The 16,732-nt window shown below is 66.0% G+C and carries 28 protein-coding genes; 21 read left to right on the plus strand and 7 right to left on the minus strand.

The window, feature by feature from the left end; translation table 11 throughout:
- Nucleotides 1-613: 613 nt before the first annotated feature.
- The 3 genes from HKD39_RS14480 (at nt 614) to HKD39_RS14490 (ending at nt 3,505) form a co-directional block, all read left to right on the plus strand.
- Complete coding sequence (locus HKD39_RS14480; RefSeq protein WP_171200603.1) at nt 614-1,348, plus strand: hypothetical protein; 735 nt, start codon at nt 614-616, stop codon at nt 1,346-1,348.
- A 256-nt stretch (nt 1,349-1,604) separates the two neighbouring features.
- Nucleotides 1,605-2,849 (plus strand): tyrosine-type recombinase/integrase, encoded by a 1,245-nt coding sequence (locus HKD39_RS14485; protein ID WP_171200604.1) that lies wholly within the window; start codon nt 1,605-1,607, stop codon nt 2,847-2,849.
- Between the two features lie 2 nt (nt 2,850-2,851).
- Nucleotides 2,852-3,505 (plus strand): HNH endonuclease, encoded by a 654-nt coding sequence (locus HKD39_RS14490; RefSeq protein WP_171200605.1) that lies wholly within the window; start codon nt 2,852-2,854, stop codon nt 3,503-3,505.
- A gap of 12 nt (nt 3,506-3,517) precedes the next feature.
- Here the strand turns inward: HKD39_RS14490 and HKD39_RS14495 are convergent, their stop codons facing one another.
- The 7 genes from HKD39_RS14495 to HKD39_RS14515 all read right to left on the minus strand — a co-directional run bounded on the left by HKD39_RS14495 (nt 3,518) and on the right by HKD39_RS14515 (nt 7,249).
- Nucleotides 3,518-4,357, minus strand: a complete 840-nt coding sequence (locus HKD39_RS14495) for an MmpS family transport accessory protein (RefSeq protein WP_171200606.1) — start codon at nt 4,355-4,357, stop codon at nt 3,518-3,520.
- Nucleotides 4,358-4,417: 60 nt separating this feature from the next.
- Entirely contained in the window at nt 4,418-4,636 is a 219-nt protein-coding gene (locus tag HKD39_RS18920; RefSeq protein WP_212754587.1) for a DUF3263 domain-containing protein, read from the minus strand.
- The gene (locus HKD39_RS18925; RefSeq protein WP_212754588.1) at nt 4,633-5,052 is read right to left on the minus strand and encodes a hypothetical protein; all 420 of its coding nucleotides are present in this window, start codon (nt 5,050-5,052) and stop codon (nt 4,633-4,635) included. The genes HKD39_RS18920 and HKD39_RS18925 overlap by 4 nt, the downstream gene beginning before the upstream one ends.
- Before the next feature lie 86 nt (nt 5,053-5,138).
- Nucleotides 5,139-5,588, minus strand: coding sequence for a hypothetical protein (locus HKD39_RS18930; protein ID WP_212754589.1), 450 nt, complete (start codon nt 5,586-5,588; stop codon nt 5,139-5,141).
- A complete protein-coding gene (locus tag HKD39_RS14505; RefSeq protein ID WP_171200607.1) occupies nt 5,588-5,998 on the minus strand; it encodes a helix-turn-helix domain-containing protein in 411 nt (136 codons plus the stop codon). The genes HKD39_RS18930 and HKD39_RS14505 overlap by 1 nt, the downstream gene beginning before the upstream one ends.
- Nucleotides 5,999-6,056: 58 nt before the next feature.
- Complete coding sequence (locus HKD39_RS14510) at nt 6,057-6,377, minus strand: type II toxin-antitoxin system RelE/ParE family toxin (protein WP_171200608.1); 321 nt, start codon at nt 6,375-6,377, stop codon at nt 6,057-6,059.
- 26 nt (nt 6,378-6,403) lie between these two features.
- Complete coding sequence (locus HKD39_RS14515) at nt 6,404-7,249, minus strand: hypothetical protein (protein ID WP_171200609.1); 846 nt, start codon at nt 7,247-7,249, stop codon at nt 6,404-6,406.
- 136 nt (nt 7,250-7,385) lie between these two features.
- Here HKD39_RS14515 and HKD39_RS20620 point away from each other — a divergent pair, with 136 nt between their 5' ends.
- From HKD39_RS20620 to HKD39_RS14605, 18 genes are all read left to right on the plus strand, one after another.
- Entirely contained in the window at nt 7,386-7,643 is a 258-nt protein-coding gene (locus HKD39_RS20620) for a helix-turn-helix domain-containing protein (protein ID WP_171200610.1), read from the plus strand.
- The gene (locus HKD39_RS14525; RefSeq protein ID WP_171200611.1) at nt 7,643-8,509 is read left to right on the plus strand and encodes a phage antirepressor KilAC domain-containing protein; all 867 of its coding nucleotides are present in this window, start codon (nt 7,643-7,645) and stop codon (nt 8,507-8,509) included. Before HKD39_RS20620 ends, HKD39_RS14525 begins: the two co-directional genes overlap by 1 nt.
- 112 nt (nt 8,510-8,621) lie before the next feature.
- On the plus strand, nt 8,622-8,810 hold the full coding sequence (locus HKD39_RS14530; protein ID WP_171200612.1) for an excisionase family DNA-binding protein: 189 nt from the start codon (nt 8,622-8,624) through the stop codon (nt 8,808-8,810).
- 72 nt (nt 8,811-8,882) lie between these two features.
- A complete protein-coding gene (locus HKD39_RS14535) occupies nt 8,883-9,056 on the plus strand; it encodes a hypothetical protein (RefSeq protein ID WP_171200613.1) in 174 nt (57 codons plus the stop codon).
- Between the two features lie 136 nt (nt 9,057-9,192).
- On the plus strand, nt 9,193-9,423 hold the full coding sequence (locus tag HKD39_RS14540) for a hypothetical protein (protein WP_171200614.1): 231 nt from the start codon (nt 9,193-9,195) through the stop codon (nt 9,421-9,423).
- Nucleotides 9,420-10,253, plus strand: a complete 834-nt coding sequence (locus tag HKD39_RS14545; RefSeq protein WP_171200615.1) for a PD-(D/E)XK nuclease-like domain-containing protein — start codon at nt 9,420-9,422, stop codon at nt 10,251-10,253. The genes HKD39_RS14540 and HKD39_RS14545 overlap by 4 nt, the downstream gene beginning before the upstream one ends.
- Nucleotides 10,250-11,062, plus strand: coding sequence for a recombinase family protein (locus tag HKD39_RS14550; protein WP_171200616.1), 813 nt, complete (start codon nt 10,250-10,252; stop codon nt 11,060-11,062). The genes HKD39_RS14545 and HKD39_RS14550 overlap by 4 nt, the downstream gene beginning before the upstream one ends.
- Nucleotides 11,059-11,310 (plus strand): hypothetical protein, encoded by a 252-nt coding sequence (locus HKD39_RS14555; protein ID WP_171200617.1) that lies wholly within the window; start codon nt 11,059-11,061, stop codon nt 11,308-11,310. The genes HKD39_RS14550 and HKD39_RS14555 overlap by 4 nt, the downstream gene beginning before the upstream one ends.
- Nucleotides 11,307-11,672: a hypothetical protein gene (locus HKD39_RS14560; protein ID WP_171200618.1), complete on the plus strand. Its 366-nt coding sequence runs from the start codon at nt 11,307-11,309 to the stop codon at nt 11,670-11,672. Before HKD39_RS14555 ends, HKD39_RS14560 begins: the two co-directional genes overlap by 4 nt.
- Complete coding sequence (locus HKD39_RS14565; protein WP_171200619.1) at nt 11,651-11,965, plus strand: hypothetical protein; 315 nt, start codon at nt 11,651-11,653, stop codon at nt 11,963-11,965. Before HKD39_RS14560 ends, HKD39_RS14565 begins: the two co-directional genes overlap by 22 nt.
- A 35-nt stretch (nt 11,966-12,000) precedes the next feature.
- Nucleotides 12,001-12,306 (plus strand): hypothetical protein, encoded by a 306-nt coding sequence (locus HKD39_RS14570; RefSeq protein WP_171200620.1) that lies wholly within the window; start codon nt 12,001-12,003, stop codon nt 12,304-12,306.
- On the plus strand, nt 12,297-12,560 hold the full coding sequence (locus HKD39_RS14575; RefSeq protein ID WP_171200621.1) for a hypothetical protein: 264 nt from the start codon (nt 12,297-12,299) through the stop codon (nt 12,558-12,560). Before HKD39_RS14570 ends, HKD39_RS14575 begins: the two co-directional genes overlap by 10 nt.
- 85 nt (nt 12,561-12,645) lie before the next feature.
- Nucleotides 12,646-12,864 carry a hypothetical protein gene (locus tag HKD39_RS14580; RefSeq protein ID WP_171200622.1) on the plus strand — a complete coding sequence of 73 codons (219 nt, stop codon included), beginning with the start codon at nt 12,646-12,648 and terminating at the stop codon, nt 12,862-12,864.
- Entirely contained in the window at nt 12,858-14,117 is a 1,260-nt protein-coding gene (locus tag HKD39_RS14585) for a DNA cytosine methyltransferase (RefSeq protein WP_171200623.1), read from the plus strand. Before HKD39_RS14580 ends, HKD39_RS14585 begins: the two co-directional genes overlap by 7 nt.
- A gap of 62 nt (nt 14,118-14,179) precedes the next feature.
- The gene (locus tag HKD39_RS14590; protein ID WP_171200624.1) at nt 14,180-14,890 is read left to right on the plus strand and encodes a hypothetical protein; all 711 of its coding nucleotides are present in this window, start codon (nt 14,180-14,182) and stop codon (nt 14,888-14,890) included.
- Nucleotides 14,887-15,066 (plus strand): hypothetical protein, encoded by a 180-nt coding sequence (locus tag HKD39_RS14595; RefSeq protein WP_171200625.1) that lies wholly within the window; start codon nt 14,887-14,889, stop codon nt 15,064-15,066. The genes HKD39_RS14590 and HKD39_RS14595 overlap by 4 nt, the downstream gene beginning before the upstream one ends.
- On the plus strand, nt 15,063-15,509 hold the full coding sequence (locus tag HKD39_RS14600; RefSeq protein ID WP_171200626.1) for a hypothetical protein: 447 nt from the start codon (nt 15,063-15,065) through the stop codon (nt 15,507-15,509). Before HKD39_RS14595 ends, HKD39_RS14600 begins: the two co-directional genes overlap by 4 nt.
- Nucleotides 15,510-15,907: 398 nt before the next feature.
- Nucleotides 15,908-16,678 carry a hypothetical protein gene (locus tag HKD39_RS14605; protein WP_171200627.1) on the plus strand — a complete coding sequence of 257 codons (771 nt, stop codon included), beginning with the start codon at nt 15,908-15,910 and terminating at the stop codon, nt 16,676-16,678.
- Nucleotides 16,679-16,732 lie beyond the last annotated feature (54 nt).

The raw sequence follows: 16,732 nt of genomic DNA on the forward strand, positions 1-16,732 counted from the left end.
TCGAGGTCTTCCAGGTGGGCCGGTGTGAGAACCCCCATCATGCGGAAGACCTCGACACCCACCCGCAACCGGTCCCCGGCTCAGCCGATCAGACCTGCGCTACACCCTCCATTGTGAAGAGCCCCCAATGCCCCCAGCGCCAGTGTCCCCGACCTCGGTTAGCCGACCACAGCGAGCCGTGACATCGCCCATACCCGATCAGAAGCTCTCAAGCGTAGAACCTCCGGCATAACAAGATCTTGGACAGCCCGCGGCAATGCAAACACGCCCACGTGTCCTAGCCCCGATCTTTCGTGAGTCCGGCGTCGCGGCTTGATGGGGACTGTCCGCATCGACGCGACCGTGCCGCTACTCGCTGGCGCACCTGTCAATATTGTCGCCGGCTGGCTGGGGCACGCCGACCCATCGATCCTCCTGCGGGTCTACGCGCACGTCGTCCCCGAAGCCGAGAGTCATACCACCGATGTGCTCGCTGCGGGCATGGGACGGCCCGCGCTCTTCGTAATTCCTTGGTGGAGAGGTCCGCGGAGACCCCCAAGCAGCGGCGGTTGACGTTGAGCTGCCTGACGAGATCAGTCCATGATGTCGCTTACTCGACTCAGGAGGAACCGTGATGTCTTTGTCGGATCAACAGCTTGAGCTGCTCAGATCGCACGTGCTGGCCAAACTTGGAGACCCTTCTGCTCTTATCGGACCTGATCTAACCAACAAGGGCCTGGCCCTCGCGATCATCGACTCCATCCAGTCCACGGGCGTGAGATACGGAAGTGTTGGCGGGGTGCTCGAGCGGTATAGCGAGTATCGGCGAAGCCGTGGTGGCGATCCGGCTAGCGATGGCACAGAGGAACTGCTGATGACGTTCGCTCAGCTCGGCGGCCCGCTCCAATGGGCAACGCGGATCGGGAACCAGCACAAGACCTCGACCGCGAAGGACGCTCCACTCAAGGCGGTAGCCGTCGAAGCGGCGGCGAAGGCTATGTCGAGCCTGGGCATCCACGACCGCAGCGATATGCAAGCCGCAGCAAGGGACGCGGACCGACTCGGCGAGGCACGGACCGCCTGGTGCAACGTGACAGCTCAGCGTTCAGGCATCACCTGGCGGTATGTCCTGATGCTGGCAGGTGTACCGGGAGTGAAACCTGACCGCATGATCCGCGGCTTCGTGGCTGACGCGCTGAAGATCAACCTGCGCCGCGTCCACCCTGACGACGCCGCGGAGCTGGTCGAGCGGGTCGCCGAAGGCTTCGGTATCTCGTCAACCACCCTCGACCACGCTATCTGGAAATATCAGCGAGACCCGAAGCAGCGAGCCGTTAGCAACCAGACCCGACACGGCGGCGAAGACTGAAGACGACGAAAGCCCCGACTCAGCGTTTCCGCTGATCGGGGCCTTCGTCGTCTGTCTCAACCAGAGCGCGCCCGGAGGGATTCGAACCCCCAACCTTCTGATCCGTAGCTACACAAAGTGTAGGCTCAGGGCACCATTAAACAGGCTTTGACCTGCGCAAACGGATAGCAGTCTATGGCTTACTATGGCTTACTATAGCTGCCAATGGCTACACACATGGCTACACAACTGGGCGTTCAGAAGGTCGTGACTGCACATGCGTCGTGAATACGGTTCAGGGAGCGTCTACCAGCGCGCCGACGGCCGCTGGATCGGCTCGATCAACGCCGGATACACCCGCTCCGGCACTCGACGACGAATCACCATCTCGGCCAAGACCGAGGCGCAGGCCAAGCGCAAGCTCCGCGACAAGCTCCGCGACCTTGACCAGCACGGCACGCCAGAGGCAGCGGAACGCACCACCGTCAAGGGCTACGCCGATACTTGGCTCGACCGCCAGCAGTCCAGGCTCCGACCATCCACCCACCGCAACTACGCTTCGCACCTGCGGCACTGGATCATCCCCACCATCGGACACAAGCAGCTCGCAAAGCTCACGCCAGCGGACGTGCGGGCCGTCGACAAGGCAATCCGCGGCGAGGGGCGGACCTCGACCACGGCTCGCGTCATCCAGACTGTGCTGACCAAGATGCTCCGCGACGCGATCGCTGATGGCCACCGCGTCCCTGAGCGGCTGCTGTACCTCGACTCCCCTGCCCGCGCGGTCAACGACCGCGACGCCATCGACCCCGACCACGCCAAAGCGATCCTGCAGGCCGCCGCGGACCTGGCTGACGGGTCCCGCTGGGTCGCCGCGCTACTGCAGGGCATGCGCCAAGGCGAATGCCTGGGCCTGACGTGGGATTGCGTCGACACCACCGCCGGAACCATCGACGTGTCCTGGCAGCTGCAGGCACTCCCCTACCGCGAAAAGTACCGCCCCGCAACAGGTCTGCGCGTTCCCGATGGGTACGAGTACCGGCAGCTCGACGGTTCGCTGTGCCTCGTCCGACCCAAGACCGCCCGCGGGCGGCGCATCATCCCGATGGTGCCGTGGATGGCCGCAGCGCTCACCGGCTGGCGACAGCAGGCGCCAGCCTCGCCGCACGGGCTGGTGTGGCCCCGCCCCGACGGGCGGCCGCAGGTCGCCGCCGACGACCTCGCGGCATGGAAAGCGTTGCAGGACAGGGCGAAAGCCCGACACGGCGCGGGGCGCCACTACCACCTACACGAAGCGCGCCACACCACGGCGACTTTGTTGATGTCCGCAGGTATCGATGCGTCAGTAGTCACTGCGATCCTGGGCCACTCGTCGATCGTCACCAGCCGCGGGTATATGCACGCGAACCAGGAGATGGCACGCCAGGCATTGTCGGCTGTGGCCGACAGACTGGGGTTGACAGATGGTCCCCCGCACCTGCTGGAACAGGCCGGGGGCATAGCCCACTCGGATGAGGAGTGAACGTGAACCAATCTATTTGTGGCGTCGATGGGTGCAATAAACCAACCATTGCCCGAGGGCTCTGCACCCAGCACTACGACCGCGCCAGGAACGTCGGCGATGTGGAGTTCGGACCGCGCCGCCGCCGCCGTGCCGGCATGACTCATGCGGAAGTGTTCATGGCGACTCGGAAACACCTTTCCGAGTCAGGTTGTATCGAGTGGCAAGGTCATCGGTCTCGGTACAACTACGGCATCATCCAGAGCAAGACGTTCGGGTCCCGCAGCGCGCATAGGGTCGCGCTTGAGTTGGCCCTAGGCTTACCCATTCCGGATGACAAGCACGTCTGTCACCGATGCGACAATCCCCCATGCGTGAACCCGGTGCACCTATTCGTAGGCGACGACTCGATCAACGTTGCCGACATGATCGCCAAAGGTCGACACGCGCACGGTGAAGGCGCCAGGCAGGCGAAGCTGAAGGAGGCGGATGTCCGCGACATCCTCGTTCGCTATCGCGCCGGCGGTATCGGTCGCCCTGCGCTCGCTCGCGAGTATGGCGTGTCGCCCGCTTGCATCCAGAAAATCACCGAGGGTAAGTCCTGGAAGCACGTCTCCACCGAGCTCGCCCGGCAGGCCATGGAGAAGGTCGCCGCGCGGCTCGGGTTGGAAGGCTAGGACGTCAGGGTCCTACTTCGAGCACTGCACGATGGCATAGTCGCCAGACGACTCGTTCGACGTGACCTGCTCCCCTTCGTACTCGATCGCGCAGCTGATCTTGCCGCCGCCAGTCGAATGCTGAGCGCTGACCGAGATGAAGTCGTCCGAACCCACGCCCTCCAATGCTTTTGACCAGGGCAAGGAGGCGTCGGATTGCTGGCTGATCTGACCCTGCGCGTCCGTGAAGGTAATCATTGCCGTGCCCTCGCCGGAGACCGTGTAGACAAGCTTCCCGGCGTTCTGTTGCTGTTGCGTCACGTCCTTCTCAGCCGCATCGAGCTTGCTCTGTAGTTCAGGGCACACGTTCTTGACCAGCAGCTTCAGGGCTGTGCGCTCGTCCTTTTTTGCTAGCGACCAGTAGGTGTTCCAGTCGATGGTGATACCGAGATCATCGAACGGCTCCGTGCCAGCGCGCAGCCGCTTACACGCAGTCAGAGGGTCGCTGATGTCAATTAGTCCACCAGTCATGCTCTCAACTTCTGGCCCTATACCTGCGGCCTTGATCTGTGCGCGATACCCCTCGACGCCATTCTTCTGCGCAGCCTCCGCTGACGCCTTCGATGATGCGGCTGCCTTGCTTTTCGATGCGGCTACCGGGTCGTAGGTCACCGTCACGCGTTCGGTCGTCGGTACAGAGACTGTCTCTGTGTCCGGAGTCTCGGTCGCCGTCGAGATGACTGTCAGCAATCGCGTCGTGCTGATCGTCGTCCGGGCGGTCGATGTGACCGTCTGCGCCGCCGGCGCTGCAGAGCTGCAGCCCGCAAACAGCATCGTCAGCAGGGCAGCGCCGGCCGCTAACAGTTTTCGCATCGGGATTCTCCCTCGGGGTAGCGCGCCGATTCGGCGCGAGATGGATCGAATATTGGCAGATCAGCGGCGTGCGCGCCAGGCCGCTCGGGACTGCATCAGTCTGCGGAGCCGGGCGGCGGTGGCCGGGTGGGCGGCGATCGCCGCCGGGTCGTCGAGCTCGGCCAGCAGCTGCTGGTAGTAACGGACCGGCGACAAGCCGAGGTCGTCGCGGATCGCGGCCTCTTTGGCGCCGGCATGCCGCCAGGGGCGCTCCTCGAACGCGAGCAGGTGGCCGGTCACGAGGTCATCCAGTGGTGCTCGGCGGCGTCCCGCACCGCGGTGGCCTCGGCGGGGGTGAGGTTCTGTAGGCGGGCGAGCGCGGTGTCGAGGTCGACCCAGCAGGCGTCGGCGACCTCGTGCACATCGAGGGACCAGCGCACCGCAGTGATCAACTCGTCGAGGCCGATCAGCCGCCGCGCGGCCTCCCGGCGCACGTCCGCCTCGGCGGCAGGTGAGACCCGGCCGCAGGTCTCGCCGCGCTCGTGGTGGATCAGCTCGTGGGTGATGGTGCAGCGCCGCTCGGGCTGCAGCTGGCCGGCGTCCATCAGGACGGTGCGGCCCTCGATGACGCCGAGCACATCGATGGGCAGGTCGGGACGCCAGACGACGTCGATCTCGGGGCGGTGGCGCAGCTCGCGCCAGGGGTGAAAGGTCATGCGCCGAAGCCTCGGGTCGCGCACCGACAATCACACGCGTGTTATTCGGGACGAACTGGACAGAAGTTGCGCGCGCTGCGCGAGATTCACTCGTTCGAGGGAGGGCCGGCTTCCTCGCCCTGGTCGGCGGCTTCCTCGTCCTCGATGAACTCGAACCGAGGGAGCAGCAGGGGCGGCCTGAGTTGAAGGTCGGCCGATAGTGACGCGACCTTGGCTCGGATGAACGGCCATGCGTCATGCACACCGACCTCCTCCGCGATCTGGCGCAGAACCGAGGGGTCTGAGGGAAACGGTTGCTCGCCGTCTTCGCCCCTGAGTACGTAGCGCAGCTCGAGTTCCACGTCGAACTCGGCGGATTCGGTGCTGGCCAGGAATGTGAATCGGAACCCTCCGAGCGCCTCGTCGGTGCCGATGGCCAAGTTCATCTGGGTCATGACCTTCCCCTCGAACTCGGGGTCGGACCGCTTCTCTGCGTGCACTCGTCGGAAGACGGCGCGCTTGAGATCGAGTTGCCCCGTGAGGCTCCACTCGGCCATCAGTAGGCCACGCGCCCCGTCGAGATGGGCGACATGAAGGTCCCCTCGTCCGGAACGTCCTCATCGTCGCTCTGGATGTACACCGCCACAGTGTGGACGGTCGCCCAAGATGTAGGCGTGCATGATCCCGGCTTCCGAACTGCCGGCATCAAAGGCAAGCGAGCACCGACGGCCCGGGCGTAGCGCTGAAGCGTGTCGATCCGGGGGTTGCTGCCCATCCTCTCGATGTCAGATACCACCGACTGCGAGCGGGCGCCCATCCGGTGCGCGACATCCTGTTGAGTGAGGCGTTGGTCGGTCCGCAGAGTGCGGAGCGCGTCAACGCACCGCTGGTAGTCCTCGGCATCCTCCACGGCGTCTCGAACCTCGGGGTCATCGACACCGAGGCCCAGCGCGTCGAAGGCGGTCATCTCGCGGGTTCCTTCCACTCGCCCAGCGTATCGGTAAAACCGATACGCTGGCACCTCGTCAGCAGTCCTGACTCCACGTGTTGAGTCGCCCCTGGGCCGTCTCGATCCAGCCCGTTGGGGTGGTGCGGGACTTCTTCTTTTGGTACGACAGCGCCAGTAGGACTGCTTGGCCCTTGACCTTGGCGTAGAGGACTCGCAGGTAGACGCCGTCTGTTGCTGACCGGACCTCGCAGATCTCGCCACGCAGGTGCTTAACGTCGCCAGGATGCGTTGCGCCGTTTCTGACGCGTTCCATCACGAAGGCCAGCCGAGCGAGCGCAGGTTCGGTCACCGACCGGCGTAACCTGTCGCTCTCGCGCTGGGCTGATGGGTGATTCACCCACCGGAGATTCTCCGCCCTGTCGCTCACCCCTCGTCCTCCGGCGCCTGCTGATCCGGCCGCGACCGCCGGCCCGGGTCCACCCGGCGGGCGGCCTGGTCCTGCGCCCGGCGGACCATCGCGTCGATCCGCGCCTGCTCCTCCTCGAACGACTCCAGGGGCTCGTGCGGGCCGCGCCGGCCCTGCTTGGTGCGGCGGCTGAGCTGCGTCACCCCCGGCGGTGTCGTGTCCGCACCTATGGGGGGCGGTCCGCCCTCGCCGCCGCCTGCGCTGCGGTGCTCCGCGCTGCGCGTTTCATCAGCCAGCGGCAGTTCGGCTTCGAGTGCCGCGCGATCAAGATTTCCCCGCACATGTCGAGCAATGAACGAGTAGTCGCTGTCGAGCCAACGGCGAGCGTCCTTCACCATGGCCAATAGGGCACGCTTCGTCTGCACTGGCAGGGTGGCGTCTCGCAGGATCGCCTGCTCAACCGAGAGCGGAGGATCGCCCGACGGGAGCCCAGCTGACTCAAGTGCGGCCCGGAGCACATCGCGAATCGGCAGCTGCAGTCCGTCGGCCAGCGCCTGGATCTTCGCGGGAACGATCGTCGAGACGCCGGCCGTGCGGATGTCACTGATAGTGCTCTTGCTCATCTGGTGGCCCGCGCTTCGAGCCTGAGCAACGATCCGAGTGTCCGACCATCGATTGGCCTCCTTCGTCTCGTCGATCAGGCGGGCGAGCGGGTTGCTCGCTGTCGTCATGGGTCGATCCTCCGAGAGCAAGAGTGGCTGGCGCAAGCGGCCGGACACGTCGAACGGTTCGACCTGGACACTACGCGCGGACACCAAGAGGCCGGCTTCGAAGGGGCGGCGTTTATGCAGGTCATTTGCCATCTGCAGAACTACATCCGTGTGACTGCTTGCGCACGCGGACACTAGGGGTGTACAAAGTGATCGAGATTGCTGGACACTTTGACCGGAAAGGGCTACCGTGGTGACACTCCGCCGAACACTTGGAAGGAGGCTCTGGATGCAAGTCCGAGACCTCAAGAAGCTCAGGACCCTGGTGGCCATCCAGGAGCTGAGTCACCGAGATATCGCCGATGCCATGGGTTGGCGGTCTCACAGCTACGTGAGTCGGCTGCTCCGCGGGGAGGTCCGCTCGGTTCAGGGCGAGACCGCCCTAGCTCTCGCAAAGCTGCTCGGCTGCCCCGTCGATGACCTTTTTTTGACCAAGATGGACGGAAATGTCGATCGGTCCGTTCGAGCTAGCCGGAGGAGCGCCTGATGACTGAGGTCACTTGCGGCAACGACAGCGGGCCTTCGCCCTTCGATGCGATCCGCCAAGTCCATGCAGACGGCACCGAGTTTTGGTCCGCCCGCGATCTGATGCCGTTGCTCGGCTACGACAAGTGGGAGCGGTTCGCCGACGCAATCGAGCGCGCAATTGCATCGATGACGGCGCAGGGTCACGACCCGCAGGTGGAAGCTTCCCGGCTCCGGGAACCTTTCGGCCGGACCAACCAGATGGGCGAAAACTTCCACCTGAGCCGGTTCGGCGCCTACCTGGTGGCTATGAACGGCGACCCTCGTAAGCCGGAGGTTGCCGCCGCGCAGGCGTACTTTGCTATCCGTACCCGCCACGCCGAAACGCAGCTCCCGGAGCTGACGCCGGAGTTGCTCATGGCGAAGGCGCTCAAGGTTGCCGACGCAACTATCCAGCGCACCGCGGCGCAGCTGGCCCAAGCCGAGTCCGAGGTTGCCGAGCTCAAACCGCGAGCGATCGTGGCCGACCGGATGCTTGACGCCTCCGGCGACCTCTCCATCGCTGATGCTGCCAAGGAGCTGTGCCGCGCCGGCCTCACCGACTGTGGCGAGCGACGGCTCTTCAAGGCACTCGAGACCCGGCGGTGGATCTACCGCGGCAAGGGCGACGGGAAGTGGCGGGTGTACCAGTCCGCGATCGAGGCCGGCTACATGTCGGTACTGCCGCAGTCCCACTACCACCCGAAGACCGGCGAGCTTGTCCTCGACGTGCCGCAGCCGCGGATCACACCGAAGGGCGTGCAGCGGTACTTGCTCGAGCACGGCGTCGCCGAGTACCAGATCGCCCTCCCGGACGTGTTCGAGCCAGCGATCGGCGGTCAGTCATGACCTCAGCTCTCGATCAGCGGCAGCGGTCCGCGTGGGCCACCACGTGCGTCATGCACGTCCAGATGTCCGGAGCTGCGCAGATGCGCGACTACGTCGCTATTGGCGGCCGGCCATGACAGCCGCCACTGACCATCGCATCGCCGTCAGCGCGAAAACCGCAGCCGAGCAGTGCGACTGCTCAGAGGACTTCATCAAGTCCGCGATCCGGGCCGGCGAGCTGCCCGCGAAGCGGATCGGCCAGAAGTACTCGATCAAGATCGGCGATCTAGAGGCGTGGCACGACCAACTGCCCGACGCCTGACAACGAAAACGCCGCCCCCGGACAGGACCCAGGGGCGGCGCCAAACAACCTCAACACGAAGGAGTATACCCGATGCCCCCCAAGCATTCCCGTGACGAGCTCACCCCGCGGACCGGCGCGCTGATCGCCGCCGAGTCGATGCGCAAGCTGGACCCGGTGATCGCACAGGTCCGGCTCACGCGCCGGCTGATGGCCGACGTCGAGTCGATCACCCGCCGCATCGAGACCCGGGCAGGTGCGCGATGACCTGGTGGATGTGGTCTCTTGTGGCCTGCGGCATCTACATAGGTGTGAGCGTGGCCGCAGGGCTGGCGATTGGTCCGCTGATCACGTGGGGTCGCGCCGGCGATGAGGCTCTGCGCGCGCGGCGGGGTGGTCGGTGATGGCGATTGTCACGACCGACATCGACGATGGTGCGCTGGTCATCGCCTCCTACGAGGGGTCGGTGTTCAACATCCGGATCAGCGACGCGCCGGAGGTTGTGCATTTGCGCATCCATGACCGCAGCGTCGGGCCGCAGACCGTGATCCAGCTGGCGCAGCTGCTGGTCGAGCTGATCGAGGCGGCCGGCTACGGCGACGAGCTGCGCATCCCCGAGGGGGTGGGCGCGTGACGGCCACCGTCAAGTCGGGCATGCCGGAGCCGGAGTATCACGCCCATCCAGCCCTGTCGCAGTCGCTGGCGAAGCTATTGCTGCCGCCCTCGGTGCCCGCAAAGTTCTTGTGGGCCCGCGAGAATCCGGCGCCGCCGAAGAAGGAGTTCGACTTCGGGCACGCCGCGCACGCGCTGGTGCTCGGTGAGGGTATGGGTGTCGAGATACTGCAGGTGACTGCGAAGGATGGCAGCCGCACTGACGCCGAGAATCGCCGGGCGAAGTCCACGCAAGAGCACGAGGCGGCGGCCCGTGAGGCAGGGAACATTCCGCTGCTGCGGTCGGAGGCTGGCCGGGTGGAGGCGATGGCCGATGCGATCAAGCGTCACCCTGTCGCCTCCGTGTTGCTGTCCAGCGGTGCGGCTGAGCAGTCGGTGTTCTGGACCGACGAGCGGGGTGTCGATCGGCGCGCCAGGTTCGATCACGTCCCGGACCTGGCGGTGCCGGCGGTCACCGACTACAAGACGACGACTGACGCTAGCCCGGGGGCGTTCGCGAAAAGCGTTGCAGGGTACCGGTATCACTTCCAGGCGGCCTGGTATGTCGAGGCCGCCGCGGCCGCCGAGCTCGGCCATGTCGAGTTCGCACTGATCGCGCAGGAGAAGGAGCCGCCGTACCTCGTCGGCGTGTACCAGCCGAGCGTCCGCGCGATCGAGCGGGGGCGGGACCTCGTAGCCCGCGCCCTCGACATCTACCAGCAGTGCACCGAAACCGGCGTGTGGCCGGGCTACTCACCAGACATTGAGCCCCTTGATCTTCCGGAGTGGGCCTACCGAGAGGACATCGCATGACCACCACCGAGGTTGCCACCCGGCAAGCACCACCCCTGGCTGATCGGGTTGAGTACTCGAAAACCCTTTCCGCGGCGGACCTTTTGCCGCCTGCGTTCAAGGGGAAGCCGGCGAACATTTTGCTGGCGATGGATTTGGCGGAGTCGTTGGGCCGCTCGCCCATTGAGGTGATGCAGCAGTCGCAGGTGATCTCCGGGAAGCTCGGCCTGTCCGCCGAGTTCATGCGCTCTCTGGTCCTGGCGTCCGGGCACAAGCTGCGGGTTTTCATGGATGGTGACACCGCCGTGGCGCAGGGCATCCGCTCGGACGACCCAGGATTCACGTACGAGGCGCGGTGGGACGAAGCGAGGGCCCGCACCGCGGGATTGTGGGGCAAAGGCAACTGGACTAACCACCCCACGGCAATGTTGAAAGCGCGTGCCACAACAGAGCTTTGCCGTGACGCGTTCGCCGATGTCATTCACGGTGTGCGGTCCGCGGATGAACTTGACGAGATCGCCGAGCGGGAACCGGAGCCGCGTACCCCGCTGGCCGCGGCGGTGCAGTCTGCCATCGCCCCCGAGCATGAGGTTGTCGAGGCCGAGGTCGTCGAGGAAGCCACTGCTGGGATCAGTGCGGCGCAGTCGAAGAAGATGCACGCGCTGTTCTCCGAGAAGGGGTTCCGGGACCGTGAGGACCGGCTCGACTACGTGCGGTCCATCGTCGGCATCGACGTTGCGTCGAGCAAGGAGCTGACGAAAGATCAAGCGTCGCAGGTCATTGAGCAGCTCGACGCTCTGTCGGACGTCGAGGCGGAGCCAGCGTCATGAGCGTCTACCGCGACTCTGTGACCGGCTCGATCTACGCGGACTTCACTGAACACACTGCGCCGCAGCTCATCCAGGTCGGCCCGACGATTGAATACGACCACAACGGCGCGGCGTCACCACTGATCGACGCCGGCCCGATCCGAGACCGGTTGAGCGTCATCGAGTGGGACAGATCGATCGTGCCACTCGATCGTCAGTGCCCGCAGTGCGCAACTCGCATCGACGCAGCGAAGGTGGGAATGCGATGAGCACCAACACGTTTCCCCGCCCGATCGACCCGTCGGAGATTCGCGAGGGTGACCTGATCCGCGCCGAGCACGGTGATCAGGCGCGTGAGGATCGGGTCAGATTCGTCGGGGAGCGACCCCTCAGTAGCGGCGGCGTCATCGGGGACCTCTTCCTGAGTGGGCACGGTGACGCCAAGCGCATCGCTGAGCTGAGCCCCGTGGTTGAACGCACCTGGCAGGACGCCATTGATGCGCTGCGAACTGCCGCCGCCGGCTTCCCGTCCGGGACGCGCGGTAGGGCCGACATGCGCGAGGTAGCCGACTACCTCGAATCCCTTGCGGCATCCCGACCGTCACCGACGTGGCCGCGCAGGGTGACGTGACCATCGTGTCCACCAAGCATCTGCGGCTCAAGGAAGCCACGACTCCGCTGCCCCGTGAGGGTGTGGTGGTGATGCAGGCCGAGCGGGGCGGGCACACCCACACTCTGCACGGCGAAGGCTGCCTGTACGACACCATCGAAACCGACTTGCACATCGGCACTCTCACGGTGCCGGAGGGGCGGGAGGCGCTGCTGACGCATCAGGAGCACGGTGCGCTGCTGATCGGTCCGGGGTCGTATCGGATCGGTGGTCAGCGCGAGTACGCCGGGGAGTGGCGTCGTGTCGCAGACTGACATCAACCATTCAACCACCAAGGGAGACAACGACAATGCCTGACATCGTGATCGACGGCACCATCTACGTGCCGAAAACCGAAGCCACCGCAACCGAGGCGAAAATCCTGATCCTGGACCGGCGCTGGGTTATCGCCGGGCTAGTGTCCAGTGACGGGGGTCAGACACTCATCACCACGTGCAAGCAGATCGAATACTGGGGCACAACAAAGGGTTTGGGGGAGCTGGCGTTGGGTGGGCCGACGAGCAAGACCCTGCTGCGCGACCTGGGTACTGTGCGTATCCCCGCCGGGAGTGAGATCGCGGCGATTGACATCGTGGACTGGTCGTCATGGCTGTGATGCCGCTGACCGCCCGTGACGGCTACGGCTACGGCTACGGCTACGGCGACGGCGACGGCTACGGCTACGGCTACGGCGACGGCGGTGGCGACGGCGACGGCTACGGCGACGGCGACGGCGACGGCTACGGCGACGGCTACGGCTACGGCTACGGCGACGGCGGTGGCGACGGCTACGGCGGTGGCGACGGCGGTGGCGACGGCGACGGCTACAGCTACGGCGGTGGTGTGCCGGGATCGCGGCGGCGGTCATGAGCACCCGCGAGCGGATCGTCTACGCCGCAGCGGTTCTCGCCGGTGCGCTGCTCATCGCCTGCGTGCCGACAGGCTGGTGGCTGTGATGACCCGCGATGAGACCGAGACCTACGCGCAGCAGACCTTGGAAGCTGTGGCCCCGCCCGCTGATTGGTACCGCGCCGAAGACGGCTTCGGTGACGACGTTATTTGGGCGCGTCGGCCCGGCGGGAACCACGACGACGTGATCGCCACCAGCTACGACACCAGCCTTGCGCTGTGGGAGTGGCTGGAACGGGTTGTGCCCGAGGGGGAACCATGCTGACGTTAGGGTCGCTGTTCACCGGCGCAGGTGGCCTCGACATAGCAGTCGAGGACGTGTTTGGTGCCCGCACGGTGTGGCGGTCCGATATCAAACCCGCATCGGTACGGCTCATCGACCACTACTGGCCGGGCAGCAACATCGGGGACATCACCGAGGCGGATTGGTCGCAGGTACCGCCGGTCGATGTGATCAGCGGTGGCAGCCCGTGCCAGGACATGTCAGCGGCTGGTCGGCGTGCCGGTATGACCACGGGCAGCCGGTCGGGGTTATGGGCGCACATGCGCCAAGCTATCGAGGCTATCCGTCCCCGCTATGTGGTGTGGGAGAACGTGGAAGGGGCCTATAGTGCCTGCGCCGAAACAGATTCGGACGATCACCTGGGACCGTGCCCGCGATGTGTGGAAATGGACAACCGGCGACTCCGGCACGCACCAAATGTTCGAGCTGTCGGGCGTGTACTCGGAGACCTGGCCAACCTCGGGTTCGATGCGGAATGGATCAATGTCCGTGCGTCCGACGTCGGCGCCCCCCACAGGCGAGGGCGAGTGTTTACCCTCGCCTGGCGTGCTGATGCCCACCCCGTCGGTGGCGGATGGGATGGGGGGGCACATGTCCCGGTCGGGCAGCCGGTCGGGGGAGCTGCTGCTACCGGGGGTGGCGCGGAGACTCGCGGAGGGCTGACCCTGCTGCCGACACCCACTGTGGTGCAGCGCCCCAACAAGTCGGCCAGTCCTGGCGCGGCGCTTCGCCTGCCCCTGGAGGGGGTGGTGCAGCTGCTGCCGACGCCGCGCGTGTCCGACAGCACCGGGCCAGGGGTTCACGGCAACGGCGGTCTCGATCTACGGACCGCCGTGATCGAGCACCTACTGCCGACTCCCCGGCACTCTGACGGGCCGCACGGCACGGTCAGTGACACCCCCGCCGCGCGCCGGCATGTTGCGGAGGGTCGCGGGACGCTGCCGGAGGTGGCGGCGACCACGCAGGATTGGCAAAAGTACGAGCGGGCGATCCGGCATTGGGAGGCGCGTACACGCCCGGCACCGGCACCGACCATCACGGGACCGAAAGGCGGGCAACGGATCTCCCCGGATTTCGTGGATTGGATGATGGGTTGGCCCGCCGGGTGGACGGCGGTGCCTGGTGTGTCCCGACCGCAGCGGCTGTCCCTCGGTGGTGACGGGGTGGTGCCGCAACAAGCCGCGGCGGCACTCCGAATCATGCTGGCCCGCGCTACCGGCGAGGCGGTGGCGTGATGCCCTCCTACATCGTGAAGCCTCGGCCCGACGAGGACTGGTACTTCGTCTATTCCACCGTCGTGGACGCCCCGACCTACTGGGGCACCCGCGCCGAGCTAGTGGCCGACTACGGCGCCGACCACGGCGCAGAGGCGGTCGCGCCGGAGCGGTTCGACCGGGCCGACGCTCACGGAACCTCCTGCAGGATCGGCGGTCCGGGGCACTGGCGGTTCGGCTGGCAGGACAACGAGTTCACCATCGCCCACGGTCCCGGCTCGGACCGGGCCATCGAGCCCGAGCAGGTGGCGGTACTGGCTCGCTCGGATGTGCGCGCCTACTGCGAGCGCTACGGCGCCGGCGACGAGGCAGGGGCGGCGGCGCTGTGCAGCGTGATCAGCGCCGAGACCGGCGAGGGTCATCACCTCAGCGAGCGCCCAATGACCGGCGACCGCATCAGCTTCGACCACTACGCCGACACTCGCTACAGCCTCGACCACCGCATCCTCGATGAGATCGTCACCAGCCATGCCAGCGTGCACTTGGAGCAGATGTCCACGCACACGTGGTGGTGTCACATCAACCTTCCCGGCGGGGGGTTCATCGAGCTGGACCTGCGGGACGTGCGGGTCATCGAGATGGGCGGCCCGCTCCCGCCGGTGACTGTGAGCCCCTTGGTGCCGGGGTTGGTGCATTGGATCGACGGGGCGGGCCGTGAGCACCTGTGCGACGACCACGAGGCGCGCGTGTGCCGCTGCGAGTGCGGCGCCGAAAAGCCAGGCGGTGCGACGTGAAACCCGACCAGGACCGCACCCGCACGATCCCGCTGCGCACCCTGCGGCACATCACGCCCTGCGCCTGCGGGCACTCGTGGGTGCTGCACCGGCCCACCACCCTGGCGTGCCGGGTGTGCGCCTGCGACCACTACCAACCGGAGGGACTGCAATGGGACAGCGGGAGCGGTCGATGAGAGACGACCCCAACCCAACACTCGACGCCGCACGTGCCTGGGCTGCCGCCGGCGCCAGCATCGTCCCCGTCGCCACCGACGGCAGCAAACGCCCAGCGGGACAATGGAAACACTGGCAAACCCAACGCGCCGACACGGCCCAAATCGACGCATGGCTCACCGGCGGGTGGCTGCATGGCTGGCTGTGCAATGAGCCGCTGCCCCGTGAGGGTGTGGTGGTGATGCAGGCCGAGCGTGGGGGTCACACCCACAACCTGCACGGCGAGGACTGCCTGTACGACCCGATCGAAACTGGTTTGCACATCGGCACTCTCACCGTCCCGGAGGGACGGGAGGCGCTGCTGACGCATCAGGAGCACGGTGCTCTGCTGATCGGTGCGGGCACCTATCGGGTCGGTGGTCAGCGGGAGTACGCCGGGGAGTGGCGTCGTGTCGCGGACTAGCTCTGTCGCTACCTGCCACGCGGTCACCACCCGCGACGGCATCGAGGATGCCTGCGGCAAACCTGCCGTGTGCGTGAAGCGCTGGCCCGAGGACGAGTGGGACACCGAGCTGCGAGCGACGGGCCCGGCGTGCGCCTACCACGCACACCGGTACGGTCACGCGCTGCCGATCACGGATGAGATCGAGCAGGCGATAGTGGCTGCTAATCGACAGGTTCCGTGCGGTGAGCGATGAGCACGCACTGGTATCTGCAATCGCGTCCCGGCCGTCCGCTGCACCTGGCGCCGTGGATCGCTGACCGCGCCGAACACCAATCGCTGCCTGGCCGTGCTGGCCGAACTCACCGCCGCAGCCGAGAACGCCACAGCCACAACACAATCCAAGGAGAACTGAACCAATGACCATCCCCAATTTCATGCCCTTGCTGCGCAAGGGCATCGGCAAGATCCCCGCCGAAGGCGGCTGTCTCGTACAGGTGGCGTCCTATCTGGCCGATGGACTCTCGTGGACGGATCAGACCCCGTGCGTGCACCCGGTGCTGCGGAGTCTGGCAATCGCAGTGAATGACCGCGTGTCGGATGCGGTGCGCCCCACTCTGGCGCCGCTGGCGGTTGACCTGGTAGGCACAGGGCCGGGACCGAAAGGGGTTGAGGGACAACAGCTTTCAGTGCGGCTGGCAGTGTGGTTTGCCCGCCAGGTGCTGCGCGAGAGTGACCAGGTGTCACTGCGGGCAATCGAGACTGCCGAGGCGTGGGCGGACGAGCCGACCAGACGGAACGCCCACGCCGCTGCCAATGCTGCCCGTACTGCCCGTGCTGCTGCCAATACTGCCAGTGCTGCTGGGGGTACCGCTGCCAATACTGCCAATACTGCCAATACTGCTGCTCGTGCTGCTGCCTATGCTGCTGCCAGTGCTGCTGCCAGTGCTGCTACCAGTGCTGCCAATTTTGCTGCTGCCAGTGCTGCTGCCAATACTGCCAGTGCTGCTGGGGGTACCGCTGCCACCAGCAGTGCATTGGTCGCCCTGCTCACTGGCGCTATCGCAGAGCACCGCCGCCTGACTGGTCACCAGCCCGAGCCCATCGATCCCGAGCGTCAGCAGTACGTGCTGGAAACTCTGGGCGTTGGCGGTGATCAGCCGGAGCGGGCCAGTCAGGCGGTGGAGTGATGCCTGTACACGAGTGCCCGCAGTGCACCTGCATCGACGACGAGAGCTACGACC

Origin of the sequence: Nakamurella aerolata (assembly GCF_013002705.1) — a bacterium.
Lineage (GTDB): Bacteria > Actinomycetota > Actinomycetes > Mycobacteriales > Nakamurellaceae > Nakamurella > Nakamurella aerolata.

Bases quoted from the DNA above. Each gene is read 5' to 3' on its own strand.
- HKD39_RS14580 (WP_171200622.1), top strand. From the start codon at position 12,646: ATGACCCGCGATGAGACCGAGACCTACGCGCAGCAGACCTTGGAAGCT.
- HKD39_RS14605 (WP_171200627.1), top strand. From the start codon at position 15,908: ATGACCATCCCCAATTTCATGCCCTTGCTGCGCAAGGGCATCGGCAAG.
- HKD39_RS14550 (WP_171200616.1), top strand. From the start codon at position 10,250: ATGACCACCACCGAGGTTGCCACCCGGCAAGCACCACCCCTGGCTGAT.
- HKD39_RS14515 (WP_171200609.1), bottom strand. From the start codon at position 7,249: ATGGCAAATGACCTGCATAAACGCCGCCCCTTCGAAGCCGGCCTCTTG.
- HKD39_RS14570 (WP_171200620.1), top strand. From the start codon at position 12,001: ATGCCTGACATCGTGATCGACGGCACCATCTACGTGCCGAAAACCGAA.
- HKD39_RS14585 (WP_171200623.1), top strand. From the start codon at position 12,858: ATGCTGACGTTAGGGTCGCTGTTCACCGGCGCAGGTGGCCTCGACATA.
- HKD39_RS14560 (WP_171200618.1), top strand. From the start codon at position 11,307: ATGAGCACCAACACGTTTCCCCGCCCGATCGACCCGTCGGAGATTCGC.
- HKD39_RS14555 (WP_171200617.1), top strand. From the start codon at position 11,059: ATGAGCGTCTACCGCGACTCTGTGACCGGCTCGATCTACGCGGACTTC.
- HKD39_RS14505 (WP_171200607.1), bottom strand. From the start codon at position 5,998: ATGACCGCCTTCGACGCGCTGGGCCTCGGTGTCGATGACCCCGAGGTT.
- HKD39_RS14530 (WP_171200612.1), top strand. From the start codon at position 8,622: ATGACAGCCGCCACTGACCATCGCATCGCCGTCAGCGCGAAAACCGCA.
- HKD39_RS20620 (WP_171200610.1), top strand. From the start codon at position 7,386: ATGCAAGTCCGAGACCTCAAGAAGCTCAGGACCCTGGTGGCCATCCAG.
- HKD39_RS14480 (WP_171200603.1), top strand. From the start codon at position 614: ATGTCTTTGTCGGATCAACAGCTTGAGCTGCTCAGATCGCACGTGCTG.
- HKD39_RS14495 (WP_171200606.1), bottom strand. From the start codon at position 4,357: ATGCGAAAACTGTTAGCGGCCGGCGCTGCCCTGCTGACGATGCTGTTT.
- HKD39_RS14540 (WP_171200614.1), top strand. From the start codon at position 9,193: ATGGCGATTGTCACGACCGACATCGACGATGGTGCGCTGGTCATCGCC.
- HKD39_RS14575 (WP_171200621.1), top strand. From the start codon at position 12,297: ATGGCTGTGATGCCGCTGACCGCCCGTGACGGCTACGGCTACGGCTAC.
- HKD39_RS14525 (WP_171200611.1), top strand. From the start codon at position 7,643: ATGACTGAGGTCACTTGCGGCAACGACAGCGGGCCTTCGCCCTTCGAT.
- HKD39_RS18930 (WP_212754589.1), bottom strand. From the start codon at position 5,588: ATGGCCGAGTGGAGCCTCACGGGGCAACTCGATCTCAAGCGCGCCGTC.
- HKD39_RS14535 (WP_171200613.1), top strand. From the start codon at position 8,883: ATGCCCCCCAAGCATTCCCGTGACGAGCTCACCCCGCGGACCGGCGCG.
- HKD39_RS14600 (WP_171200626.1), top strand. From the start codon at position 15,063: ATGAGAGACGACCCCAACCCAACACTCGACGCCGCACGTGCCTGGGCT.
- HKD39_RS18925 (WP_212754588.1), bottom strand. From the start codon at position 5,052: ATGACCTTTCACCCCTGGCGCGAGCTGCGCCACCGCCCCGAGATCGAC.
- HKD39_RS14485 (WP_171200604.1), top strand. From the start codon at position 1,605: ATGCGTCGTGAATACGGTTCAGGGAGCGTCTACCAGCGCGCCGACGGC.